A 22,437-nucleotide genomic window follows, 5' to 3' on the forward strand; every position below is an offset into this window, starting at 1 on the left:
ACTACACGCTCACCAGCACTGTGACGGCTAGCGGCGGTTGCGGCCCAGCACATACATTTGCTGTGCCTGATCCAAGGTCAGGGTTTGCAGTCGCCCGGTCAAGGGAACATCAATCCATATCCGCTGGGACTCTTGGTCAAAAGGATATGCGGCCTTGAGGCCCGGAGATTTATCAAAGGCATCTTCATTCAACCCGAGCTTCACCAAACCGTCAAAGCGGCGCACCCGGTTCTCGGCTAAAATAGCCGTATCCTGCACACTTAAAGTTTCAGATTTCTCACCATTTTTGGAGGTACTTTTAACGTCACCCACACCCTTGGCGGCCTCATTGAGTGAGACCCCCGAATCCCGCGATTCCAGGACTTCGTCCTCTGCTCTCCAGTTTTTTTCAATCACGTCCTGAACCACGGCAACATCTTCGATACTCAAAACCTTGGCTACCTCTTCATAGCTAGGCATGCGCAATAAAAACCCACCTGCCAAATGGAGCAATTCTCCCGCTTGAAAATCCAATTCACTGACTTTCAACTGATTTCCTCCGGTTCGAATCCGGCACCCACCTTCAGTAAAAGAAATTTTGCGATAACTATTATACACATCCACCACACTCAAAGCCGAAAGGATGGGCAGACTGTTATCTCGCAAGACCAAAACATCACCATCATCCAACGACAATGCCAGGTTCAACACAATGCCCTCCTGACTGTTGGTAGACCCCCCGATGGTACCTTTACCTGAAACATTGCCCTCCATCCACTCAGCGTAAGATGCGGGAAGCAGTGATTTGACCGGCATCGACTCCAAAACCAAAGACCCTTCAGCCTCTGGTTGGCCACCTTCTCCCATATCCAACTTGAACCTCAGCTTCCCTTTCCCTGAAGTCAAAACACCCTCTTTTAAGTGGACTCCTGACGCATCACACCGCACGACAAGCTTCTCAATCGTCAACTGACTCAGCCAGTTCTGAGAAAAAGTCCCCCCCCGAAATTCAAGCGTCCAACTATCTTCATCTCTGGCGGCAGTCATCCGGCTCTCCCGAATGTGCCCTTTGTTGTTGGCCGAATACCCCCAGCTTAGATTCGTTTTATTGACTTCAAGCCAGTCAAACTGAAATTGCCCATAGCCATCAAAAAGCGCCGCGTATGCCTTGGCTGCCTCCTCATCATTCGCGCCTCCACCCTTGAGGTCGATATCCAAACGCTCCACAAAGAGCCCACCTCCATTCCACTTACCAATCAATCCGTCGGTCAACTTCATGTTCATTCGGACCAGGCGAGCCCGCAAACTATGGTAAAACGAATCATCTGTTCCTTCAATCGACACCATCGAGATCGAAGCAATATCACGATCTTTACGAATGCTGCCAATTTTACAATCCTTGCCGTGCAAGCGCGTTTCAATCCCGGCCCGGACCCCTTCTTGGAAATCGGCATTACCGATGCGACGAATCAGGTAGATCCAAAAAACCAGCGAGGCGACCAACAATACAATGATCAAACGCAACCCAAGACGCGCCAATCGCGACATGGCAGTCTGACCGTCAGCAGCGTGCCGAAGCTGGAACCAGAGCCCCTGACGGGAAACCCACTCGTTCATCTGCTCGTTAAATGCCGCGCGCTTGTCGTCGATAGCCATGGTTCCATTAAATCAAGAAAAGACGGATCCACTAAAAAGCGAACCCGTCCAAGTATCGGAAAATGATACCATTTTCCAAGGATAAATTAGTGGCATCCACAACCACCGCCACAGCATCCCCCGCCATCACCGGATTGTTCCATATCCTCAGCCTCAGGCACTCGGCCCAATTCCAAAGTCATTCCGACATATTTTCCGATGGTCTGTTGCAGTGTCTGCAAGTTCTGCTGAGCTTCCATGAAGTCGCGGGCAACATCATTGTTCATCAATGCGTCACGAGCCTCTTCAAAGCCTTTGATCTCGATCTCGGAAAGTTCAACCCCCGCGTGCTGCTTCTGGTGAAGCTCTTCTCCTCGCTCGTGCACCGACTGATACTGCAGCTTGGCTGCATCATCCGACAAAAAGCGTTCGACCTGCCCCTGCAGGGCAAGAAATTCAATATCCTGTGAAATAGCTTCACACAACTCTTGGGTCTTCGCCATGACAGCGGAATCTTTAGCAAGCATGCTCATGCCCTTCACTTATCCCCTCTCCTATGCCTTGGCAACCCCTGAACATGTCTTTTTTTGAAGAAATCCACGTGAATCATGCCATATTCCAAGACAAAACCATGCCCTCAAAACCGCTACACCGTAAACAGCTAAACGAAAAACATGCTTCTCAGTGAGCGTATACTCTTTATCCGACGTATACTTCTTACCCAATGGCTCCCCGCTCACGACACACTGCGGTGATCCCATCCACTTGCGTCCCTGAAACCAGCTCTCTCTTATTCTACACCCATGAATTACACACGTATCATCATTCCCAGCGCATGGGGCGTCAGCCTCGTGGCAGCATTCCTTATTGGAGGACAATCGAAGCAAAGCTCGAATGACTCTGACGATTCAGGCAGTCAGAGCCAAGGACAAAGCTACTCGTCCACATCCAGCGGAGGCAGCGGCAACAGTCTGGCAGAGATTCGCAAACGCAGCCACTCACGCAACTCCGCAAAATCAAGCTCGGCCAAATCGTTCGAAATTGGGGACATCGCAAGCAACATAGACCCCGTCTCCCGAACCTCCGACCTCCTCAAGCTGATCAACACCCTCGGCCCGAACGATTTCCAGCAAGTTGTCGCCGATTTCAGAGCTCTGGACATGACCCGTGAACGCATGAGTGAGTATGCCATGCTCTTGCATGCCTGGGCCAAAGTCGACCCCGTCGGAGCGCTCGACTATGCTGAACAAAATACCGGCACCCCATTCGCTCGCCAAACGATCCTCGCTAGTTGGGCCAGCGACGATCCGGAATCCGCCATCGTCTGGGCCAAAGAGCACCACGAAGGGGATCGCGCCAACCCGTGGCTGGTCGGAGTCATCCGCGGTATTGCCAGCACAGACCCCAAACGGGCGACTGAAGTCATGCACGAACTTCCATTTAGCAGAGAACGAGGAGAAGCACTGGGAAGCATCGTTCCATACATTGCCAAGCAAGGTCATGACCAGGCACTACTCTGGCTTGATACCATCAAGGATGAAAAACTCCTCAACGGCGCAACCGCCTATATGGCATCCAATCTCGCCAAATCCGACCCGAAAACAACGGCCGACTGGGTGAGCACCTTGGATGATAACGAAGCGAAACATCGTGCCGTCCGCGAAGTCGCAGAACAATGGGAAGATCAGGACCTTTCGTCCGCCATTGCCTGGGCGAACACTCTGGACGGAAACAGTAAAACCCAGGCCGCTAATGAACTGATCGGTGACTACGCACGTGAAAACCCGGCAGAAGCCGCCAATTGGCTGCAATCCATGAACAATGAGCCAGGCTACCAAAGCACCCTCAGATCCTATATCTGGAGTACCTCCCGCAGCCACCCCGAATTCTCACTGGCCCAAGTCTCCGAAATCCCGGACGCCCGTTCCCAGGAACGCTATTACGAACGCATCCTCAGTCGCTGGAAACAACAGGACGCTGAAGCCGCAAGCAGCTGGATCAACAACAATCCAGTTCCCGACACCGTGCTAAAACGGCTGAACCGCTAGGACGTTTTCATCTGCCCTTTACCTGCGGCCTTGACTCCTTCGGTGTCAGGCCCAATGGTGACGGCCAGCCATGAGAATCATTCCAACCAACGATGCGGTCTTCGAAAAAGTCGAAACCTCCCTTGACGCTCATCAAAACGATGTCGAACTGGAACCTCTAGCCGGGATCGACTGCGACGAGCAGGACCTTGAAAACCAGCGCAAACTCGGTGACGAAGACCCGATCGTCACTGTTGAGATTATTGCCCGCTGGCTACCCGAAACCAGCGAAGGCATCCTCGACTGGTTTTACCTGCGCCAATCCGGAGAAAAACAAGACCCGCCACCAATCGAACACGGAGGCCCCCTTCTCGCCTTCAATAGTAAAGGCGAAGAACCCGACCTCGACATTCTGGTCGACAATGCCGTCACGCGCCTCAACGAATCCATCACCTGGGCCGAGTTCGAGCTGGAAGAAGAGGTCTAAACGGCCTCTCTTCGTCGCCCCATCCCAATCTCTCACTCAACGTGGACAATCCTTGGAACCTTGTAGTCGTTGGCGGTGGAGCCGCCGGTTTTTTTGGCGCCATCCACTATGCCGAGCAGTATGCGAAAAAACAAGGACACTCACCCAGAGTCCTCATTCTTGAAAAATCCGGACGTGTCCTCAGCAAGGTCAAAGTCTCGGGAGGTGGCCGCTGCAATGTCACCCACGACTGCCACGACCCTCGGGCCCTCAGCTCCCACTACCCGCGGGGGCATCGCTCACTCATCGGGCCGTTCCACCGCTGGAGCCCGACCGACACCGTGGACTGGTTTGCCTCCAGAGGAGTCGAGCTCAAAACCGAGCCCGACGGCCGCATGTTCCCAACCACAGACAACTCTCAAACCATCATCGATTGTTTGGTCGGCGCTGCTAGACGGGCAGGCGTGACGATCCGCTGTTCTGAATCCGTCACCAGCATTCAACTCATAAAAAAGGATACGTCGCCCCGATTTGCACTCACAACCAACCAGGAGAGCAAACTCGAAAGTGACGCCATATTGATCGCCACCGGCGGCACACGCCTCGCTTCCGGAGCCAAGCTCGCCCAATCCTTGGGGCACGCACTGCACCCCAATGTGCCTTCGCTCTTTGCCTTCAACATCGCGGATCCCCGCATCGAGGAACTCCCCGGAATCTCCGTCACCGATATCCATATCCGTATTCCCTCTGCCAAGCTCGAAGCCTCCGGCCCGGTTCTGATCACCCATCACGGGCTCAGCGGACCAGCAGTCCTCAAACTGTCAGCCTGGGGAGCGCGCAAACTTCACAGCTCGGATTACCGGTTCTCTATCCAGATCAATTGGCTGCCTGGCATCGATGCCATGACCCAACTGCAGCAACTTCGATCAACATGGGGGAAACGCAGGGTCGCCAGCCACTCGCCATTCGATGCCATACCCAAACGACTCTGGAGGAACCTCTGCACGGCTGCAGGTATCCCGCCCGACTGCCTCTGGTCTCAAGTTCCGAAACCATCCCTGCAGCAGCTCGCTCATGAGCTCAATCATGGGGAGTACCAAGTCACAGGAAAAAGCACCAATAAAGATGAGTTTGTCACCTGCGGCGGTGTCAAACTGCCTGACATCAACCTCAAATCCATGGAAAGCAAACTCACCCCCGGGCTTTATTTTGCAGGAGAAATCCTGGACATCGACGGCATCACCGGCGGGTTCAATTTCCAAAACGCATGGACAACAGGCTATCTGGCAGGCACGGCCGCCGCTGCGCAGTCGTGAGCCCGTTCCGAGATCAAGAACCCAGGCCTATGATTTTGCGCTGCACGCAAGCCTTCAGCTTGGCAGGTTCAATACTTCCACTTTCTACGCTGCTCGGAGTCCTGGTCGTCCAGCATTTCCCGCAAGGTCTTCATCCCGATGCAATCAGCACCAAAGGCAGCCACTGTTTCGAGCTCCAAACGATCGTTACTGGCAACAGTGATCCTCATCTCACCGGCTTTACGTGCAACCATCCGCTCAATCACCGTGTCGGCCGTTTCCCCGGCACGACTATAAACCACTAGAATATCATCATCGCCTCCTCCCTGGCGGTCGGTTTGCTTGCCCTTGCCATCAAAAACCACCACCACGTGCCAAGCCGTAGCATCGCGGTATCGGGTCAGCATCGACACCAACTCACTCCTAGCCCTGGATGTGCTCTGCCGATGCAACGCCAACAAGTCCGGCCATGCAAAAATCGCACTGTGACCGTCAACAATCAGAACCTGCTCCATCACAAACAAACCGGGGTCGGCTGCATCTCAACAACCGACCCCGAATAAAAAGAGATTCTACCCTTCGTGATTACTCCTCACCTTTTTCTTCAGTGGCTTTTTTGGCAGCCTTTTTAGCCGTCTTCTTGGCTGCTGTTTTCTTGGCTGCTTTTTTGGCAGTCTTCTTGGCTGCTACTTTTTTGGTCGCTTTTTTCGCGGCCGTTTTCTTAGTCGCAGTTTTGGTCGCGGCCTTCTTGGTCACCTTCTTGGCAGGTGCCGAGTCCTTGCGAACGATGGATGCTTTGACCTGCTCTTTCTTACGCTTCAGGTACTGCTTCCGGCGGCGACGTTTGGTGTTGGTTTTGTGTTGCTTACCCATGGGAAATAATTGATGTGCAGAGGGGTTAACGTCTCCGACGCTTCGGATCAAGCTCTAATTGCATCAATCCTCACGCTTGTGGCCGGTCAATCGGTAGAATGTCTCGTTACTGACCTCCCTGGCAGCCCGGATCGCCCCCCCCTGCATCGCCATGATTCTCTCTCGGCAAGCAAGCTGGGCATCCTCTGAGGAAAACTCCATGCCCACCAAGGCACGACCAACCCGTTCTCCCGAATAGGCGTAGTTAAAATAACACAAGCTGGCAAGATCCCGAACCTCGGACATAAATTCCAAAAATGCCCCTGCCCGCTCAGGAAACTCAATGTTGATGAACAGTGGAAACCGAAACAGTTCAGGGCTGTAGTTGATAATCCGGTAATCAACATCCTCATCGGTAGATACATCACTGGCCGCCACCCCCCGGGACTGAATCACCTGATCCAGCACCTGGTAATCTTCCTCGGAGCCAATCAGGCCGAGCACAGGATACTGGACATCCGAATCGGTCCTTCCATATTGAAGGTCGACGATACTGATTTCCTCTGGCAGTTCCCTAAGAAAGCCGACCAAGGATCCTTTTCCTTCGGGAATCGGCACCCGCAGGAAACGCCGATGTTTTGAGCCGATCCCCGCTCGCGTTGCAATCCCTGCCAATTGGGCAAAATCCATGTTGGCTCCGCTGACAATCGTCAGCACCTTGTCGCCTGGAGAACATTTCCCAGCCTCATAATCCTGATAAAAGCCAGCAAGTGCCATGGCTCCACTCGGTTCAGGGATCACGCGCAGGGTCTCCCAAAGATTCCGGATCGCGTGACACACTTCGTCATTGCTGACCGTGACAATACCATCGAGCAGCTCCTGACAGTAGCCAAACGTCACTGCTCCCGCCTTCCTTACCGCCGTTCCATCACAGAAAACATCGACATAATCGAGTTCGGTTGGCCCGCCCGCCTCAATTGCCGCTTTCATCGACGCCTGCTCGACCCCCTCCACGCCATAGACTTTGACCTCAGGCCAGTAACGCTTCAGCCAGCAAGCCACGGCCGCGGCCAAACCGCCGCCACCAATCGCCACATACACCCGGTCGAATGGCCCCTTCCCACTCATCACCACTTCATCCGCCAAGGTGCCTTGCCCGCCCATCACCACCTCATCGTCATAGGGGTGGATGTAGACCCCTCCCGAAGATGCACAAAACTCGCGAGCGGCAACACCGGCGTCATCGTAAGTGTCTCCCACCAAGCGAATTTGAACCGCCTCCCCGCCAAAACGCAAAACCTCCCGCTGTTTCACCTCGGGAGTCGATCGCGGCATAAAAATAACCGCCTTGCACCCCAGGGCCTTCGCCCCAAGCGCCACCCCTTGAGCGTGATTCCCTGCTGATGCAGCAACCAAACCTTTCGCCCGCTGCTCAGGACTCAAACAAGCCATGGCATTGTATGACCCCCGCCACTTGTAGGCTTTGATCGGCCCCAGGTCTTCACGTTTGACCCAAACATCTACATCAAGTGAGGGCAATGGCAACTGCTGCAATGGTGTCGCCTCACCCACATTGTAAACGCGTTCGCGCGCATTCAGGATTTCTTCAAATAGTCGGTTGGTGTCCGTCGGTTTCATGGAAAGAGCAAGGTTGGAAATGAAGATTGCTTATGAATGATTGAATTGTCCACCCTGCAGGCTGACAAAAAAAAGGCCCGAATCGCTGCGGTGCGATTCGGGCCTTGAAATGATTGAATCAAGCGGGATCGACTTAGCTTACCACCCGGTGTAAATCGCGTAGGAAACGGCAACCACAATCAGAATGGCAACGAATACCCAGAGGTAAACGATGGTTCCTTTGGAAGCGCGATCTCCTGAGTTCTGCAGACGGTCATAGCGACCCTTGATTTTCCCTTTGCGCAGGAACCCGTCGTAGTGACGCTGCAACAAGTGGGTTTCGATCTGACGCATCATGTCGAGCAGAACACCTACCAAGATCAACAGACTGGTTCCTCCAAAGAACGAAGTCACTAGGAATGGCAGCTCACTACCGATGATTCCTCGAGGCATCTGGGAGACAACCCAGGGAAGGATGAAAATGATGGTCAGGAAAATGGCACCGGCAAAGGTCAGTCGGGTCATGGTGAAATCCAGGAAGTCCGCCGTTGGTTTTCCGGGACGCACGCCAGGGATATAGCCACCACTGCGCTTCAGATTCTCCGAAATCTCGCTGGGCTGGAACATGGTCGCCACCCAGAAGTAAGAGAAGAAGAAGATCATGACACCTGCAACCAGGTAGTAAGTCAGACCACCACCGGCAAGTGCGTTCTGAATCTTCACCGACCACTCAGCGGTCGGGAAAGCAGACTGAAGCACGAAGGTGGGCAGGGAAAGAATGGCCGTGGCAAAAATGATCGGCATCACACCAGCATAGTTCACCTTCAGTGGTAGATACTGAGTTTGACCTCCCAGCTGCTTCCGACCCATCACCCGCTTGGCATACTGAATGACAATCCGGCGCTGAGCCTGGGTAATGGCGATCACTGCTGCGATCACGAAAATCAGGAAAGCCACCAGGAAAACAAGGAAAGCAGAAGCACCAGGACCAGCATTAGGGCCGGTCACCAAGGTCTGCCAAGTGATCACCAAAGCACCCGGAAGGGCTGAAATGATGTTCACGGTAATGATCAGTGAGATTCCGTTACCAAGGCCACGCTCAGTGATCTGGTCACCAAGCCACATCAGCAACAAGGTGCCGGTGACAATGGTCAGAACCGTCATAAAGATAAACAACCAATCATGGTTGGGAACCACCGTTCCAATCCCCTGCAATCCGGGGATGTTCCCTGGGTTTTCCAGGCTGATGGCAAGCAAGTATCCCTGCACCAAGGCAATCACGATTGTGATAAAGCGGGTGTATTGATTGATTTTTTCACGCCCACCGTCTTCACGGGCCAATTTGGAAAGCTTGGGGACCACAGCTGTCATCAACTGCATCATAATCGATGCCGAAATGTATGGCATGATACCCAAGGCAAAAACTCCCATTTTCTGGAGGCCTCCACCGGAGAAGAAACCAAGCATGGCTCCCACAGCAGCGCCGGCTCCACTGTCACCACCTTGTTTCTGCTTCTCAGCCAGATACTCGGCAATCACACTGGCATCGACACCAGGCAAGGTGACGTGAACGCCTAGACGGATAATGACGATCATCGCCAAGGTAAAAAGAATGCGTTCCCGTAGTTCCGGGACTTTCCATGTGCTCGCAAATGCGGAGATCATTGATTTGAAATGAATGGTTAAAAGTTTTTCAATTACCAGTATTCCTCCCACCTCACAGGTGATTGGTGCGACTGGCGCGCAAGGTTTATACGCATGAAGAGGAAGTGCGCAAGCACTTCCCCTCCAGAAATAATGTATTTCTTGCGTGTGACAAAGCACGAGGGGGTTGCTTAAGCAACAGATCCACCGGCTTTCTCAATTTTTTCACGAGCCGTTGCACTGACTTTGCAGCCTTCGACTGTGAGTTTTTTGGCAAGGTCGCCATTGCCGAGCACCTTGATTGCGTCATAGCTGCCTTTGATCAGGCGGGCTGCACGCAAGGTGGCTTCGTTGACGGTTGCGCCGTCTTCGAAGCGATCGTTCAACGATGCTACGTTGACGACAGCAATCTTGTCCTGGAAGCGGGTGTTGTTGAAGCCACGCTTGGGCAGTCGACGATGCAGGGGCATCTGACCACCTTCGAAGCCTGGACGAACACCACCACCGGAGCGGGACTTCTGACCCTTGTGGCCACGACCAGAGGTCTTGCCAAGCCCGGAGCTTTCACCGCAACCAAGACGCTTAACACGGTGCTTGGCACCAGGGCGTGGTTTAATGTTGTGAAGATTCATAATAAAATAATCGGTTTGAAGTTTTGAGTTATCAGAGGGTTACATTTTCTCCTTCACCTGCTTGCCGCGGCTGGCGAGGATGTCCTCACGTGTGCGGAGCTGGGAAAGGGCTTTCATGGTTGCCTTCACCACATTGGCGTGGTTGTTGGACCCGAGGCTCTTGCCGAGCACGTCGGTGATGCCTACGGCTTCACATACGGCGCGAACTCCACCACCGGCAATAATTCCGGTTCCGGGAACAGCGGGCTTGAGAAGCACCACACCGCCACCAAACTCAGCCTGCACTTCGTGCGGGATAGTTCCGTTGACGATCTTCATGCGCTGCAAGCGAGCTTTTGCGTCACCACTTCCTTTGCGGATACATTCAGCAACTTCCTGGGCTTTTCCAAACCCAACACCTACACGGCCTTCTTTGTCACCGGAGACCATCAGGGCGGAGAAGCTGAAACGACGTCCACCTTTCACGACCTTGGCACAGCGGTTGATGAAAACGACCTTCTCGTGAAGTTCCTTACCATCATCGGTCATTGGCTTTGGTGGAGCCTGACGCTGGGGACGGCCACGGCCACGCCCACCTTGACCACCACGACCACCACGGCCGCCACGGTTATCGGTGTTTTCTGGAGTAGGGGCTGCGGCGTCCTTGGCTGGAGTTTGAGCAGGTGCCGGAGTTTCGGTAGCGGCTGGTGCCGGAGTATCTGTTTGATTTTCAGACATGATAAATAAGTGGGTTAGAATTGAAGGCCGGCTTCACGTGCGGCATCGGCAAGTGCTTTGATTTTTCCGTGATAAAGGTGACCACCGCGATCGAAAACAACTTTTTCGATCTTGGCTTCCTTCGCACGGGTGGCGATGAGGGCTCCGACCTTCTGGGCAGTCTCCTGATTGGAGGCGGAGTTTTCGATTCCCTTGTCGAGACTGGAGGCGGCACACAATGTGTTCCCCGCTTCATCGTCGATGAGCTGGGCATAAATATGCTGGTTCGAGTAGCTCACAGCAAGACGTGGGCATTCGGTTGTGCCGGACAACTTTTTACGGATGCGGCGGTGAATGCGCTGACGGACTTGTTTACGGTTGAGAGTGCTCATGTTGTAAAATAATTGATTCGTTAATAATGGTTAGTCAGGTTTTTACTGAACGCTCTTACCTGCTTTACGACGGACGCGCTCACCAACGTAGCGAACTCCCTTACCTTTGAACGGCTCTGGCGGATAGTAGCGACGCACTTCTGCGGCAAACTGACCAACCAACTGCTTGTCGACTCCCTCCACCTTGATGGCGGTGTTCTTGTCAACTGTCACCGTGAGACCTTCAGGAATCGGGTGAAGAATAGGGTGGGACTTACCCAGGTTCAGGTCCAGCTCCTTGCCTTTGACAGCAGCACGGAAACCAACCCCCTGAATTTCAAGTTCTTTGATGAAGCCTGCGCTCACCCCCTGGATCATGTTGCTGATCAGGCTGCGGGATGTTCCGTGCAGAGCTTTCATTTTGCGGTGCTCATTGGCACGCTTGACGGTTACAATACCGTCAACTTCCTCGAGGCTGATACCGGAAGGCATCGTCCACTCAAGTTTTCCTTTCGGCCCCTCGACAACAACGTTGCCCTCATTGTCAGACTTAACGCTGACTTTTTCTGGAAGCGTAATTGTTTTTAATCCAATACGAGACATAGTAGTATCCTTTCTGGTTAAATATGGTTATTCTGGTTGATTACCAAACGAAGGCGAGAACCTCACCACCGAGTTTTTCCTTGCGAGCATGCGCTCCTGTCTTGAGACCTTTGGAGGTCGAGACGATGGAGATGCCAAGGCCATTAAGGACACGCGGGATTTCCCCCGCACCAACGTAGCGACGCAGTCCAGGCTTGGACACGCGCTTGAGATCGGTGAGAACAGCCTTGCCGCTGTCCGAATACTTCACCTTGACTTCGATTTCAGGGAACTTGCCGTCGGTCTTCAGCTCGTAGTTCCAGATGTATCCTTCATCCTTGAGAATGCGGGCGATTTCACCCTTCATCTTGGAGTAAGGAGCGGTAAAACTTTCATTGCCTGCACGCGATGCGTTCTTGAGGCGGATGAGGAAGTCGGAAATGGGATCACTTATAACTGCCATAGTGCTTGTAAATGTAAATTAGGTTTCAGTTTGTCGGCGGACTAAGCGGCAGCTTCGTCGTCGGATTTCTTATTTTCACGGAATGGCATGCCGAGTGCCTTGAGGAGCGCGCGGCCCTCATCGTCCGTAGGTGCGGATGTTACAAAAATCAGGTCAAAACCGAGCTGACGTTTGATCTTGTCGAGTTCAATCTCAGGGAAGATCGACTGGTCATTGATGCCGAGCGCGTAGTTGCCACGGCCATCAAAGCTCTTCGGTGAAATTCCGCGGAAGTCACGGATGTTCGGAGAGGTGATGTTGATGAAACGGTCGAGAAACTCCCACATGTGGGCGCCACGCAGGGTGACACGGGCACCGACGGCTTCACCTTCACGCACTTTAAAGTTCGCCACACTCTTACGAGAGTAGGAAATGCTTGGCTTCTGGCCGGTGATCTTGCTGATATCTTCGATGGCATCTTCGACGGCTTGTTTGCGGTCGGATGCGGAACCAACGTGAGTGGTGACGACAATTTTCTCCAGGCGTGGAACCTGGTGAGGGTTGGCGTATCCCTGCTCTTTGGTCAGAGCGGGCACCACCTTGTCCTTATAATATGTTTGTAATGTGGGTGTCATAATAGCGGGTCAGCTTTAATGGTTAATAGGTCGCTTAAGCGCGGGTTGGGGTTTATGTGGGGGCGAGGCGGCTTGTAATCACCTCTGATTGAAATTGTAAAGGGGTTTTTACCTCTTTAGTCATTCGGCGTAAAAAGCGGTTATCATTAAGAAACCGCTTCTACTGAATTTGGGGCTGGGGTGAATAGGCTGAAATGTATCCAGCCCGTCGGTCCCAGTTTAGATTTTCTTAACGTTGGAAATGGCAATTGGGCCATCCTGTTCGATGATTCCTCCGTCCGGGTTTTGCTCGGACTTGCGAATTGCTTTCTTAATGACCTTGGCACCTTCAACGATGACCTGGCCTTTTTCTGCATTCACTTCGAGAACGGTGCCTTGTTTGCCTTTTTGGTTACCGGCAACAACTTGAACTTGGTCACCTTTTTTAACGTGGGTCTTGATACGCATGATAAAATTAACGGTTAATGGTTGATTAGAGCACCTCGGGAGCGAGGGAAACGATCTTCATGTAACGCTTGTCACGCAATTCACGGGCAACAGGTCCGAAGATACGGGTACCTTTCGGGTTACCGTCCTTGTCGATAATAACGATAGCGTTACTGTCGAAACGAAGCACGGATCCGTCTGCACGGCGAACGGGGTAAGCGGAACGAACAACCACGGCCTTGACGACCTCACCTTTTTTGATGCTTGCGGTTGGGATCGCCTCACGGATGTGGGCGGTGATGACATCACCGACACGGGCCACCTTGGTGCGCTTGCCGATGACGCCAATCATCTTGGCGACTCGAGCACCTGTGTTGTCGGCGATCTGAACTTTGGATTCCATCTGGATCATGGCGGAAATATATTAGCTGTTAATAGTTATTAGTAATCGGGGTAAGCCGAGCCGTCAGCTGACGGCAGAAGAGCTTAGTGGCTGAGGACTTCCTGGAGCTTCCAGCACTTCTTCTTGGAAATAGGCTTGGTTTCGATGATGCTGACCTTGTCGCCGACGGCGGCTTCGCCATTTTCATCGTGCGCGTAGAACTTCTTGGATCGTTTAATGATCTTCTTGAAGCGTGGGTGCGGCACTCGGTTGGTGTATTCCACAACGATGGTCTTATCCATGGATGTGGAAATGACGATGCCAACGCGGGTCTTGCGAAGACCGGATGTCTTGGTTTGTGATTCGCTCATGATTTAAAGATGCTTAATGGTTAGGTGTCTTAGCCTTGCTGGTTGCGGCGCTCGGAAAGCACGGTTTGCACACGTGCGGTTTCGCGGCGGACGAGGCGGCGGCGGGCGGTATTTTCAAGCTGGCCGGTGGCCTGCTGGAGGCGCAGGTTGAGTGCCTCTTGCTTGAGGTCACGCAGACTGCGGGTGAGCTCTTCAGTGGTGAGCTCGCGAATGTCTTTGATTTTTGTCTGGGCCATGGTGGATAGGGTATCAGTTAATGGTTATCAGGGATGAGGAAACGTCCGGCGACCTGAGCCGCCGTGCGTGACGACTTAACCGTGTTTTCCACGGACAACGAAACGAGTTGGAACGCCGAGTTTGTAGGATGCGAGACGAAGCGCCTCCTTGGCTGCCGTTTCCGAAACACCAGCGACTTCGAAAAGCATGGTGCCAGGGCGGATCACAGCGACCCACGCCTCGACAGCACCCTTACCTTTACCCATCCGGGTTTCAGGTGGACGGCCAGTGATGGATTTGTGAGGAAAGACTCGGATCCAGACTTTTCCTTTACGTTTGAGCTGACGGTTAATGGCAACACGGCAGGCTTCGATCTGACGGTTGGTCATCCATCCGCGACCGAGACACTGAAGTCCGAAATCACCGAAACTCACGGTGTTTCCGCGCTGGGCGTTTCCGCCACGGTTTCCGCGCTGGGTTTTGCGGAACTTCACTCTTTTGGGCATTAATGGCATGGTATTCTCCTCCTATTTAAATGGTTGTGGTAATGATGGCGTGGTCCCGCATCATGGCGGGACCTCTTTGAAAGTTTAGCGATTGTTGTTGCGGTCGTTGCGATCTCCACGATCACGACGCTGTCCACCACGTGGGCGGCCGCCTTGTTGCTGTTGTGGCTTTTCTTCCTTCTTGTTGATCCAGCACTTGATTCCGATGATTCCGTAGACAGTAGAAGCCTCGGCAAATCCGTAATCGATTGGCACACGCAGTGTCTGAAGTGGCACTTTACCTTCGCGATACCATTCGGCACGGGCGATGTCAGCACCACCGAGACGGCCGGCGCAACGGATACGGATACCTTCAGCTCCGAACTCCATGGCGGTTTGCACGGCACGCTTCATGGCGCGGCGGAAAGCAATCCGGCGCTCCAGCTGAATGGCAACGTTTTCACAAACGAGTTGGGCATCAAGTTCAGGCTTACGGATCTCGATGATATCAATCTTGACCTGGCTTCCACCACAGAGAGCGGAAATGTCGTTGGTCAGTTTTTCGATTTCAGAACCCTTGCGGCCGATGACCAGACCTGGACGAGCGGTGTGAAGAGTCACACGCACGCTGTTCCAAGCACGTTCGATGACCACCTTGGCCACGCCGGACATGTGCAGACGCTTCTTGAGATACTTGCGGATCTTGAGATCCTCATGCAGTTTATCCGTGTAGTCAGTGCCGGTGGCATACCACTTGGAACGCCAGTCCTTGGAGACGGCAAGACGGAACGAGATCGGATTGATTTTCTGGCCCATGATGTAGTTTGTTTAAAGTTGGTAAATGGAGGATTATTCGGTTTCTTCAGCTGCCGTTTCTTCACTGGCGGCTTCCGGGGCGTCCTGTTGAGGAGCCTCTTCTTTTTTCACAGCCTTAGGAGCAGCTGCCTTTTTAGGCTTCAATGTGCGCTTCTTTGGCTTGGAGGAACGCTCACGCGGCTCGGGAATTTCCTCCTCGTCGGTAAGAACGATGTAAAGGTGGCTGGTGCGCTTGCGGATGGCACCTGCGGATCCACGTGCACGTGGCTTGAATCGTTTGAACGTAGGTCCGTCACCCACTGTGGCTTCCTTGACGGTGAGTTCATCAGCAATCAACTCGAAGTTGTTTTCAGCATTGGCAACGGCGCTTTTCAGCGTTTTGTTGATCAACTGGGCTGCTTTACGTGGAGTGTAAGCAAGGGCGTCCAGTGCTTCGGAAACAGGCATGCCTTGGATGGCACGGGCAACATCACGGGCCTTCTTTGGCGAGATGCGAGCGTATTTGTAAGTGGATTTAACTTCCATCGGTCTAGTGGTTTAAAGGTGGTTGAAAAGGGTAGAGTTTATCGTTGGACGGTATTGACGGATGCGATGTCGCCGGTGCGAATCTGATCCTCAGGTGTTTCGAGTTCGGTTGGGAGCACGCCACTGAAATCCTTACGGGTCTCAGCAACAATCGCTTCGGCGAGCTTGCGGTTGCCTCGCATGATGGAAAAGGTCATTCCGCGTCTCACGGACTGTTCTTCCCCTGCATTGATCACCAACATGCCGCTTTCAGCGTCGATACTAATGACTTTTGCGTGTTGCAGACTGCCCTGAGGCATCTGCGGGCGCGGCTTTTGCCTTAAACCGAGCGCCGCGTCAAGCTCTCGTATGGAACTTTCCAGTCGAACCCGGGCATCCGGGTCGGCAACAACCGCTGTGCGTAAGTATTCACGCATATTGGCCATCAGTTCCAAGGCAGCTTTTTCGGTCGCACGGTTGCGCTTATCGAGGACTTCTGCATTTTTTACCGCTTCGAGGGTAGCTTCCTCTCCGCCGTTTAACAGGTTATCTCCGAGTGCCGCAAAGCGCAGGCGCAGGTCGTTGACACTCTTGCGTAGTTCCGCTTCGCGTTTCTTTGAAGCGGCAAGGTCCCGGGCCAACACGGTGTATTGGGCCTTCGTCTTGCTGAGCTCACGCTTGAGCATCCGAATCTCACGCTCTTTCTCCCCTGTTCCGCTCTGCGCAGCGCATGGCATCACGAGCGCCAGGAGCCAGGCTCCGACGATACGAGTGATGATCTGTGCTGAGTGTTGCATTGGGATAATAGAAGAAATGAGCGCTGAGATGGGGAGATAGAGGTGATCTTTATTTAGCAGTCGACCACCTCTATCGATAAGTTTATCGCTTACCAAGACCTCCGTGAGCCTTGAAAATACGGGTTGGAGAAAACTCACCAAGCTTGTGGCCCACCATGTTTTCATTGACATAAACAGTCACGAAGGACTTGCCATTGTGAACATGGAAGGTGTGTCCGACGAAATCCGGAGTAATCACGGACTTACGGCTCCAGGTCTTGATCGGCTTCTTATTACCGCTGGCTTCTGCAGCATCGATCTTGGCGAGAAGCTTCTGATCGACGAATGGGCCTTTTTTAAGTGAACGTGGCATTTTAGTTATTTGTTAATAGTTGTTTGGCTCGGGGGTTACGGCGGAGACCGTGAGCCCTTTTTAAATTACTTCTTCTTGCGGCGGGAAACGATAAACTTGTTACTTGGTTTATATTTCTTACGGGTCTTTTGACCTTTGGTGTGTCCCCAAGGTGATTTGAGGTGCTGACGGCCACCACCGGACTTGGACTTACCCTCACCACCACCGTTCGGGTGATCGACTGGGTTCATGCACATACCGCGGACAGTCGGGCGAACACCCTTCCAACGGGAGCGTCCAGCTTTGCCGGAAACTTCGTTCATGTGATCGCGGTTTCCAACCTGACCAATGGTGCAGTAGCAATTCTGGTTGAACTTGCGAATTTCACCGGATGGCATCTTCACAAGGGCGTGTCCTCCTTCCTCACGGTTGGAAAGAATCGCTTGCTGACCTGCGGAACGGGCAATCTTGCCGCCGTTTCCAGGGGTCATTTCGATGTTGTGGATGGCGGTTCCCAGCGGGACGTTCTTCAGCTTCATGGCATTGCCCGGCTTGGGCGCTGCATCTTCGCTGGAGATGACTTTGTCGCCGACTCCCAGACCAACCGGGGCGAGGATATAACTCTTCACTCCATCGGTGTATTCAATCAGGGCGATACGGCACGTCCGGTTCGGATCATACTCGATGCTGAGCACAGTGGCTTCCACATCGATCTTGCTCCGTTTGAAGTCGACAAGACGATACTTACGCTTGTGACCACCTCCCTTGTGACGGCAGGTGATGCGTCCCTGGTTGTTACGACCACCACTTTTCTTGAGGGGCGCGGTCAGGCTTTTTTCAGGCGTTGTTTTGGTGATCTCCTCGTACGTTGGCCACTCTTTGTAGCGGTTCGAGGGAGTCACAGGTTTAAATTTTTTCAGAGGCATGGTTCGCTATTGGGTTCGATGTTCTCGTTTTTCAGCGGGTAATAAATACGTATGGGTCTAATGAATTAGACGAGGTCGAGGTTTTCACCTTCTTTGAGTTTGACGATGGCTTTTTTCCAGTGCGCGGTGCGACCGGCGTCAGCGCGACGATTGCGCTTTTGCTTGCCGCTCACGTTGAGGGTGCGCACACTTTCAACCTTCTTACCGAAGAGTTGCTCAATCGCACGTTTGATTTCGAGTTTGTTCGCATCGCGAGCCACTTTGAACACATATTCATTGTTCTCCTCCTGAAGCAGGGTGGCTTTCTCACTGATGAGAACGGTGTCGATGACCTGATAGATATCTTTCATGGTGATAAAGTAGGTTATGTGGTTTAGGCGGTGCGGCGGGCAAGGGTCTCATAAGAGTCCTCGACCAAAATAACGGCGTCTGCATGAAGCAACTGCTCGATGTTGACCTCAGATGCGGTCATCAACAATACAGACTGAACATTGCGGCCAGCGAGATAGGTTTTTTCGTCAAAGCTTTCAGCCACAACGAGCACCTTGCGGGCTTCACTGAAGGCCTTCACAGCAGCGACAAACGATTTGGTTTTTCCATCAGCGATCGCAAAGCTGTCTGTTGCAATCACACGTTCGGCAGAGATAAGATCTCCGAGCACCTTGCGAAGTGCGAGGCGACGAACGTTTTTGTTTACGGTTTTGGAATAGTCACGGGGTTTGGGACCGAAAACGATTCCACCACCACGCCAGACTGGGTTCTTTGTAGTGCCGGCACGTGCGCGGCCAGTCCCCTTTTGTTTCCAAAGCTTCTTGTTGGAACCTTTGACTTCGCCACGGGTCTTGGTGTTGGCAGTGCCACTGCGGCGGTTAGCGCGGTAAGCAGTGATCAGATCGTGCACAGCCTGGTCACCCTTGTGACCTTCGATCACTTGGATGTTCGCAGCTTGCGCATCTTGAATTGAGAGTGTTTTAGACATGATATCAGTAATTCGTTAGTGGTTAGCGGGGATCAGCCGGGTAGCTTAAAACTCCCCGATCATGTTACTTGGCTGCTGGAGCCGATTTTTTAACAGCAGGGCGGATCACAACGTATGCTCCCTTGTGTCCGGGAACAGCACCCGAAACGAGCACCACGTTGTCTTCTGGACGGACTTGAACCACTTTGAGGTTCTGAACCGTGCGGTTGTATACACCGTGACGACCTGGCATTTTCTTATTTTTCCAGATACGTCCCGGCCAGGTTCCTGCACCAACACCACCAGGGCGGCGGTGCATCATGTGACCGTGAGAGTCAGGCTGACCTGCAAAGTTGTAACGCTTAACAACACCTTGGAAACCCTTACCTTTTGTGGTTCCGATCACGTCGATCCACTGTCCGTCTTGGAACAGGGATGCGCCTGGGTGAGCTTCTTCAGTGTTGGGGATGTCCGCATCGCTGTCAAAACGGAACTCCTTGACCAGCTTTTTGGGAGCCGATCCAAACTTGTTAAAATGTCCGCGCTCGGGAAGGTTCAGGCGAAAGTCCTTCTGATCGTCAAAGCCGACTTGAACAGCAGAATAGCCGTCTGTCTCGGAAGTTTTGACTTGAAGAAACTCGTTGCCTGCAACGTCGATGACGGTGACAGGGATGGAGGTGCCGGCTTCAGCATCAAAGATGCGGGTCATGCCGACTTTTTTTCCTAGTAGTCCTAGTGCCATGGTTCTTAAGTAGTTAAATGGTTAGAATATGATTGATTTGATCGATGGACCAGATTGGCCCGGAGTGAGGGTCAGACCTGAGGTCAGATGCGGATGGCGATATCTACACCGGCTGGGAGGTTGAGCTTCTTGAGCTCGTCCACTGTGCGGGCTGTTGGATCAACGATATCCAGCATGCGCTTGTGTGTACGGATTTCAAACTGCTCGGCGGACTTCTTGTCCTGGTTAACCGAACGGTTCACACTGAACTTTTCAATGCGGGTGGGCAATGGGATAGGCCCGGCGACTTTAGCTCCAGTGCGTTTGGCAGTCTCGACGATCTCCTTAGCGGACTTGTCGATGGCGCGGTGGTCATAGGCACGGAGGCGGATTCTGATTTTCTGCTGTTGCATGGCGGATGTTGTTTAGATTGGTTGTGAGATGGGTTGTTTATCTGAGAGATAATCGAGATGATTAACTGGCGTAGGCGTATTCATTGACGAGCTCGTCCACGATTTGTTGTGGAACTTGCTCAAAAGAGGCAGGCTTCATGGTGTAATCGGCCCGGCCACTGGAAAGGGTGCGAACGGCGGTGGAATAACCGAACATCTGGGCCAGTGGCACTTGAGCCTTGAGAATGGCGTGCGTCGGCTTGTGTTCGATCTCCTGGATTTGACCACGGCGGCGGTTCAGGTCCCCCATGATGTCTCCCTGGTATTCTTCGGGAGTGCTGACTTCCACATCCATGACGGGCTCGAGTAAAACGGGCCCGGCGTTGCGGAAGGCATCCTTCATGGCAAAGATGGCTGCCATTTTGAATGCATTTTCGTTGGAGTCGACTTCGTGGAATGAACCATCGGTGACGCGAACATGAACATCCACCATCGGATATCCAGCGATGACGCCGTTGGTCATACCTTCGCGAACTCCGGCAAATACGGAGTTGACGAATTCCTTGGGAATAGCTCCCCCAACAATCAAATTTTCGGTCGTGAGACCTTTTCCTTTTTCGCCCGGAGCGACGTCAAGCACCACGTGCCCATATTGACCTCGTCCTCCGGACTGCTTTTTGAGCACACCTTCACCGCCTGCGGCTGAGGTAATGGTCTCGCGGTAGGCGATCTGGGGTTTACCAACGCCACAGGCCACCTTGAACTCACGCATCATACGGTCAACGATGACTTCGAGATGTAGCTCACCCATTCCGGAAATGATGGTCTGGCCGGTTTCTTCGTCAGTCTTTACGAGGAAGGTAGGATCTTCCTCGGAAAGACGGGCGAGAGCGACGGACATTTTTTCCTGGTCGACTACGGTCTTCGGCTCGACAGCCATGGCAATCACCGGCTCGGGGAAAAGCGGCGGCTCCAGCATGATATCGAATTTTTCCTGACAGAGTGTATCTCCCGTCTGGACGTTTTTAAGTCCGACGATTGCAGCAATGTCACCAGCGTAGCAGGTTTCAATATCTTCATGCTTGTCAGCATGCATCTTGATCAGACGACCGATACGCTCTTTCTTACGAGTCCGCGGGTTATAAACCATATCCCCTTTGGAAATGGTTCCTGAGTAGACGCGGAAGAATACGAGTTTGCCAACAAATTTGTCAGCCCAAAGCTTGAATGCCAATGAACAGAACTTGGCGTTGTCACTCGTTTCAGTGAGAACAACCGTATCTTCATCATCTGCCGACTGGCCCTTGGCTGCAGGAATATCGAGAGGACTTGGCAGGTAGTCCACCACAGCGTCCACAAGGAATTGAACTCCCTTGTTTTTGAAAGCAGAACCTCCGGCGACCGGCACAATCTGATTGGCGATCGTCTGACGGCGCAAAGCAGCTTTGATATCCGAGGTTGTGATCTCTTCCTCCATGAGGAATTTTTCGCCAAGCTCTTCGTCACAGTCACAGAGCGCTTCGAGCAACTCCTCACGAGCAGATTCAGCTTCAGCAAGCAGATCCCCTTCGAGATCGCTCACCTCAAAGGTGGATCCCATCGTGTCGTCATCTTTGTAGATAACCGACTTCAGGTTCACCACATCGATTTGGCCGATCAGATTTTCTTCTGCACCAATAGGGATGAGAATGCGGACAGCCTTCACGCCAAACTTCTCTTTAACGTCTTGGAAAACGTTTTCGAAGTCGGCTCCGGTGCGATCCATCTTATTGACAAAGACAATGCGTGGCACCTCGTATTTCTCAGCCTGGCGCCAGACAGTCTCGGTCTGAGGCTGCACACCGGCAACGCCGCAGAAAACAACGATCGCACCATCGAGCACACGCAAGGAACGCTCCACCTCGGCAGTGAAGTCAACGTGTCCCGGAGTATCGATGATGTTGATTCGTTGTTTTTCGTTCTGGAAGAGCTTGAACACTCCATCAACAGGATGCTGAACCCATTCACAGGTCACAGCGGCGGAGGTGATGGTGATACCACGTTCACGCTCCTGCTCCATGTGATCGGTTACGGTAGCACCGTCATGAACCTCCCCGATCCGATGAATCATACCGGTGTAGAACAACACGCGCTCAGTGAGCGTGGTCTTACCGGCATCAATATGCGCAGCAATCCCAATATTCCGCGTACGCTCCAGGGGATATGGGCGCTTGGGATGATTGGGATTGGCAGACATAAC

29 protein-coding genes and 1 pseudogene are annotated in these 22,437 nt (G+C 52.9%); 3 read left to right on the plus strand and 27 right to left on the minus strand.

Annotated elements, in window-relative coordinates:
• Positions 1-27: 27 nt before the first annotated feature.
• Both HW115_RS10775 and HW115_RS10780 read right to left on the minus strand, forming a co-directional pair.
• Entirely contained in the window at positions 28-1,635 is a 1,608-nt protein-coding gene (locus HW115_RS10775; protein ID WP_178932760.1) for a hypothetical protein, read from the minus strand.
• Positions 1,636-1,721: 86 nt separating this feature from the next.
• Positions 1,722-2,141, minus strand: coding sequence for a YlbF/YmcA family competence regulator (locus HW115_RS10780; protein ID WP_227021437.1), 420 nt, complete (start codon positions 2,139-2,141; stop codon positions 1,722-1,724).
• 276 nt (positions 2,142-2,417) lie between these two features.
• Here HW115_RS10780 and HW115_RS10785 point away from each other — a divergent pair, with 276 nt between their 5' ends.
• The 3 genes from HW115_RS10785 to HW115_RS10795 all read left to right on the plus strand — a co-directional run bounded on the left by HW115_RS10785 (position 2,418) and on the right by HW115_RS10795 (position 5,423).
• Positions 2,418-3,662 carry a hypothetical protein gene (locus tag HW115_RS10785; protein WP_178932764.1) on the plus strand — a complete coding sequence of 415 codons (1,245 nt, stop codon included), beginning with the start codon at positions 2,418-2,420 and terminating at the stop codon, positions 3,660-3,662.
• A 70-nt stretch (positions 3,663-3,732) separates the two neighbouring features.
• Entirely contained in the window at positions 3,733-4,128 is a 396-nt protein-coding gene (locus HW115_RS10790) for a hypothetical protein (RefSeq protein WP_178932766.1), read from the plus strand.
• A 41-nt stretch (positions 4,129-4,169) separates the two neighbouring features.
• Positions 4,170-5,423, plus strand: coding sequence for a BaiN/RdsA family NAD(P)/FAD-dependent oxidoreductase (locus tag HW115_RS10795; protein WP_178932768.1), 1,254 nt, complete (start codon positions 4,170-4,172; stop codon positions 5,421-5,423).
• Between the two features lie 68 nt (positions 5,424-5,491).
• Here the strand turns inward: HW115_RS10795 and HW115_RS10800 are convergent, their stop codons facing one another.
• From HW115_RS10800 to fusA, 25 genes and pseudogenes are all read right to left on the minus strand, one after another.
• Entirely contained in the window at positions 5,492-5,917 is a 426-nt protein-coding gene (locus HW115_RS10800) for an NYN domain-containing protein (RefSeq protein ID WP_178933361.1), read from the minus strand.
• 70 nt (positions 5,918-5,987) lie between these two features.
• The gene (locus HW115_RS10805) at positions 5,988-6,275 is read right to left on the minus strand and encodes a hypothetical protein (RefSeq protein WP_178932770.1); all 288 of its coding nucleotides are present in this window, start codon (positions 6,273-6,275) and stop codon (positions 5,988-5,990) included.
• Between the two features lie 63 nt (positions 6,276-6,338).
• On the minus strand, positions 6,339-7,892 hold the full coding sequence (locus tag HW115_RS10810) for a pyridoxal-phosphate dependent enzyme (RefSeq protein ID WP_178932772.1): 1,554 nt from the start codon (positions 7,890-7,892) through the stop codon (positions 6,339-6,341).
• A 138-nt stretch (positions 7,893-8,030) separates the two neighbouring features.
• Positions 8,031-9,536 (minus strand): preprotein translocase subunit SecY, encoded by a 1,506-nt coding sequence (gene secY, locus HW115_RS10815; protein ID WP_178932774.1) that lies wholly within the window; start codon positions 9,534-9,536, stop codon positions 8,031-8,033.
• A gap of 170 nt (positions 9,537-9,706) precedes the next feature.
• On the minus strand, positions 9,707-10,147 hold the full coding sequence (rplO, locus tag HW115_RS10820; RefSeq protein WP_178932776.1) for a 50S ribosomal protein L15: 441 nt from the start codon (positions 10,145-10,147) through the stop codon (positions 9,707-9,709).
• Positions 10,148-10,186: 39 nt separating this feature from the next.
• Positions 10,187-10,864 carry a 30S ribosomal protein S5 gene (gene rpsE, locus HW115_RS10825; protein WP_178932778.1) on the minus strand — a complete coding sequence of 226 codons (678 nt, stop codon included), beginning with the start codon at positions 10,862-10,864 and terminating at the stop codon, positions 10,187-10,189.
• 14 nt (positions 10,865-10,878) lie between these two features.
• Entirely contained in the window at positions 10,879-11,235 is a 357-nt protein-coding gene (gene rplR, locus HW115_RS10830; protein ID WP_178932780.1) for a 50S ribosomal protein L18, read from the minus strand.
• Between the two features lie 42 nt (positions 11,236-11,277).
• Complete coding sequence (gene rplF, locus HW115_RS10835) at positions 11,278-11,817, minus strand: 50S ribosomal protein L6 (RefSeq protein ID WP_178932782.1); 540 nt, start codon at positions 11,815-11,817, stop codon at positions 11,278-11,280.
• A gap of 40 nt (positions 11,818-11,857) precedes the next feature.
• Positions 11,858-12,259 carry a 30S ribosomal protein S8 gene (gene rpsH, locus HW115_RS10840; protein ID WP_178932784.1) on the minus strand — a complete coding sequence of 134 codons (402 nt, stop codon included), beginning with the start codon at positions 12,257-12,259 and terminating at the stop codon, positions 11,858-11,860.
• A gap of 41 nt (positions 12,260-12,300) precedes the next feature.
• Positions 12,301-12,873 (minus strand): 50S ribosomal protein L5, encoded by a 573-nt coding sequence (rplE, locus tag HW115_RS10845; protein WP_178932786.1) that lies wholly within the window; start codon positions 12,871-12,873, stop codon positions 12,301-12,303.
• A gap of 219 nt (positions 12,874-13,092) precedes the next feature.
• A complete protein-coding gene (gene rplX / locus HW115_RS10850) occupies positions 13,093-13,320 on the minus strand; it encodes a 50S ribosomal protein L24 (protein WP_178932788.1) in 228 nt (75 codons plus the stop codon).
• Between the two features lie 25 nt (positions 13,321-13,345).
• On the minus strand, positions 13,346-13,711 hold the full coding sequence (gene rplN / locus HW115_RS10855) for a 50S ribosomal protein L14 (protein WP_178932790.1): 366 nt from the start codon (positions 13,709-13,711) through the stop codon (positions 13,346-13,348).
• A 74-nt stretch (positions 13,712-13,785) separates the two neighbouring features.
• The gene (rpsQ, locus tag HW115_RS10860; protein ID WP_178932792.1) at positions 13,786-14,052 is read right to left on the minus strand and encodes a 30S ribosomal protein S17; all 267 of its coding nucleotides are present in this window, start codon (positions 14,050-14,052) and stop codon (positions 13,786-13,788) included.
• A 29-nt stretch (positions 14,053-14,081) separates the two neighbouring features.
• A complete protein-coding gene (gene rpmC, locus HW115_RS10865; protein ID WP_178932794.1) occupies positions 14,082-14,288 on the minus strand; it encodes a 50S ribosomal protein L29 in 207 nt (68 codons plus the stop codon).
• Positions 14,289-14,363: 75 nt separating this feature from the next.
• Positions 14,364-14,783 carry a 50S ribosomal protein L16 gene (gene rplP / locus HW115_RS10870; protein ID WP_178932796.1) on the minus strand — a complete coding sequence of 140 codons (420 nt, stop codon included), beginning with the start codon at positions 14,781-14,783 and terminating at the stop codon, positions 14,364-14,366.
• Between the two features lie 75 nt (positions 14,784-14,858).
• Positions 14,859-15,569, minus strand: a complete 711-nt coding sequence (gene rpsC, locus HW115_RS10875) for a 30S ribosomal protein S3 (protein ID WP_178932798.1) — start codon at positions 15,567-15,569, stop codon at positions 14,859-14,861.
• Positions 15,570-15,764: 195 nt separating this feature from the next.
• Positions 15,765-16,094 (minus strand): annotated as a pseudogene (gene rplV / locus HW115_RS10880) (50S ribosomal protein L22); the annotation flags it as partial.
• Between the two features lie 38 nt (positions 16,095-16,132).
• Positions 16,133-16,870, minus strand: a complete 738-nt coding sequence (locus tag HW115_RS10885; protein ID WP_178932802.1) for a hypothetical protein — start codon at positions 16,868-16,870, stop codon at positions 16,133-16,135.
• Positions 16,871-16,952: 82 nt separating this feature from the next.
• A complete protein-coding gene (gene rpsS / locus HW115_RS10890) occupies positions 16,953-17,222 on the minus strand; it encodes a 30S ribosomal protein S19 (protein ID WP_178932804.1) in 270 nt (89 codons plus the stop codon).
• Between the two features lie 65 nt (positions 17,223-17,287).
• Positions 17,288-18,127, minus strand: coding sequence for a 50S ribosomal protein L2 (gene rplB, locus HW115_RS10895; protein ID WP_178932806.1), 840 nt, complete (start codon positions 18,125-18,127; stop codon positions 17,288-17,290).
• A 65-nt stretch (positions 18,128-18,192) separates the two neighbouring features.
• Positions 18,193-18,483 (minus strand): 50S ribosomal protein L23, encoded by a 291-nt coding sequence (gene rplW / locus HW115_RS10900; protein ID WP_425498139.1) that lies wholly within the window; start codon positions 18,481-18,483, stop codon positions 18,193-18,195.
• 17 nt (positions 18,484-18,500) lie between these two features.
• The gene (rplD, locus tag HW115_RS10905) at positions 18,501-19,106 is read right to left on the minus strand and encodes a 50S ribosomal protein L4 (protein WP_227021438.1); all 606 of its coding nucleotides are present in this window, start codon (positions 19,104-19,106) and stop codon (positions 18,501-18,503) included.
• 64 nt (positions 19,107-19,170) lie between these two features.
• Positions 19,171-19,827 (minus strand): 50S ribosomal protein L3, encoded by a 657-nt coding sequence (rplC, locus tag HW115_RS10910; RefSeq protein ID WP_178932810.1) that lies wholly within the window; start codon positions 19,825-19,827, stop codon positions 19,171-19,173.
• 83 nt (positions 19,828-19,910) lie between these two features.
• Positions 19,911-20,219, minus strand: a complete 309-nt coding sequence (rpsJ, locus tag HW115_RS10915; RefSeq protein ID WP_178932812.1) for a 30S ribosomal protein S10 — start codon at positions 20,217-20,219, stop codon at positions 19,911-19,913.
• A 61-nt stretch (positions 20,220-20,280) separates the two neighbouring features.
• Complete coding sequence (fusA, locus tag HW115_RS10920) at positions 20,281-22,434, minus strand: elongation factor G (RefSeq protein ID WP_178932814.1); 2,154 nt, start codon at positions 22,432-22,434, stop codon at positions 20,281-20,283.
• Positions 22,435-22,437: the final 3 nt, after the last annotated feature.

The organism is Oceaniferula marina (genome assembly GCF_013391475.1).
Taxonomy (GTDB): Bacteria; Verrucomicrobiota; Verrucomicrobiia; order Verrucomicrobiales; family Akkermansiaceae; genus Oceaniferula; species Oceaniferula marina.

Coding starts and splice junctions, on each gene's coding strand:
- rplB (WP_178932806.1), bottom strand. CDS start 18,127: ATGCCTCTGAAAAAATTTAAACCTGTGACTCCCTCGAACCGCTACAAA.
- HW115_RS10790 (WP_178932766.1), top strand. CDS start 3,733: ATGAGAATCATTCCAACCAACGATGCGGTCTTCGAAAAAGTCGAAACC.
- rpsE (WP_178932778.1), bottom strand. CDS start 10,864: ATGTCTGAAAATCAAACAGATACTCCGGCACCAGCCGCTACCGAAACT.
- secY (WP_178932774.1), bottom strand. CDS start 9,536: ATGATCTCCGCATTTGCGAGCACATGGAAAGTCCCGGAACTACGGGAA.
- rplO (WP_178932776.1), bottom strand. CDS start 10,147: ATGAATCTTCACAACATTAAACCACGCCCTGGTGCCAAGCACCGTGTT.
- rplD (WP_227021438.1), bottom strand. CDS start 19,106: ATGTCTAAAACACTCTCAATTCAAGATGCGCAAGCTGCGAACATCCAA.
- rplE (WP_178932786.1), bottom strand. CDS start 12,873: ATGACACCCACATTACAAACATATTATAAGGACAAGGTGGTGCCCGCT.
- rpmC (WP_178932794.1), bottom strand. CDS start 14,288: ATGGCCCAGACAAAAATCAAAGACATTCGCGAGCTCACCACTGAAGAG.
- rplX (WP_178932788.1), bottom strand. CDS start 13,320: ATGCGTATCAAGACCCACGTTAAAAAAGGTGACCAAGTTCAAGTTGTT.
- rpsS (WP_178932804.1), bottom strand. CDS start 17,222: ATGCCACGTTCACTTAAAAAAGGCCCATTCGTCGATCAGAAGCTTCTC.
- fusA (WP_178932814.1), bottom strand. CDS start 22,434: ATGTCTGCCAATCCCAATCATCCCAAGCGCCCATATCCCCTGGAGCGT.
- rplR (WP_178932780.1), bottom strand. CDS start 11,235: ATGAGCACTCTCAACCGTAAACAAGTCCGTCAGCGCATTCACCGCCGC.
- rpsQ (WP_178932792.1), bottom strand. CDS start 14,052: ATGAGCGAATCACAAACCAAGACATCCGGTCTTCGCAAGACCCGCGTT.
- rpsC (WP_178932798.1), bottom strand. CDS start 15,569: ATGGGCCAGAAAATCAATCCGATCTCGTTCCGTCTTGCCGTCTCCAAG.
- rplP (WP_178932796.1), bottom strand. CDS start 14,783: ATGCCATTAATGCCCAAAAGAGTGAAGTTCCGCAAAACCCAGCGCGGA.
- rplF (WP_178932782.1), bottom strand. CDS start 11,817: ATGTCTCGTATTGGATTAAAAACAATTACGCTTCCAGAAAAAGTCAGC.
- rpsJ (WP_178932812.1), bottom strand. CDS start 20,219: ATGCAACAGCAGAAAATCAGAATCCGCCTCCGTGCCTATGACCACCGC.
- HW115_RS10780 (WP_227021437.1), bottom strand. CDS start 2,141: ATGCTTGCTAAAGATTCCGCTGTCATGGCGAAGACCCAAGAGTTGTGT.
- HW115_RS10805 (WP_178932770.1), bottom strand. CDS start 6,275: ATGGGTAAGCAACACAAAACCAACACCAAACGTCGCCGCCGGAAGCAG.
- rpsH (WP_178932784.1), bottom strand. CDS start 12,259: ATGGCAGTTATAAGTGATCCCATTTCCGACTTCCTCATCCGCCTCAAG.
- rplN (WP_178932790.1), bottom strand. CDS start 13,711: ATGATCCAGATGGAATCCAAAGTTCAGATCGCCGACAACACAGGTGCT.
- HW115_RS10775 (WP_178932760.1), bottom strand. CDS start 1,635: ATGGCTATCGACGACAAGCGCGCGGCATTTAACGAGCAGATGAACGAG.
- rplC (WP_178932810.1), bottom strand. CDS start 19,827: ATGGCACTAGGACTACTAGGAAAAAAAGTCGGCATGACCCGCATCTTT.
- HW115_RS10885 (WP_178932802.1), bottom strand. CDS start 16,870: ATGCAACACTCAGCACAGATCATCACTCGTATCGTCGGAGCCTGGCTC.
- HW115_RS10810 (WP_178932772.1), bottom strand. CDS start 7,892: ATGAAACCGACGGACACCAACCGACTATTTGAAGAAATCCTGAATGCG.
- HW115_RS10785 (WP_178932764.1), top strand. CDS start 2,418: ATGAATTACACACGTATCATCATTCCCAGCGCATGGGGCGTCAGCCTC.
- HW115_RS10800 (WP_178933361.1), bottom strand. CDS start 5,917: ATGGAGCAGGTTCTGATTGTTGACGGTCACAGTGCGATTTTTGCATGG.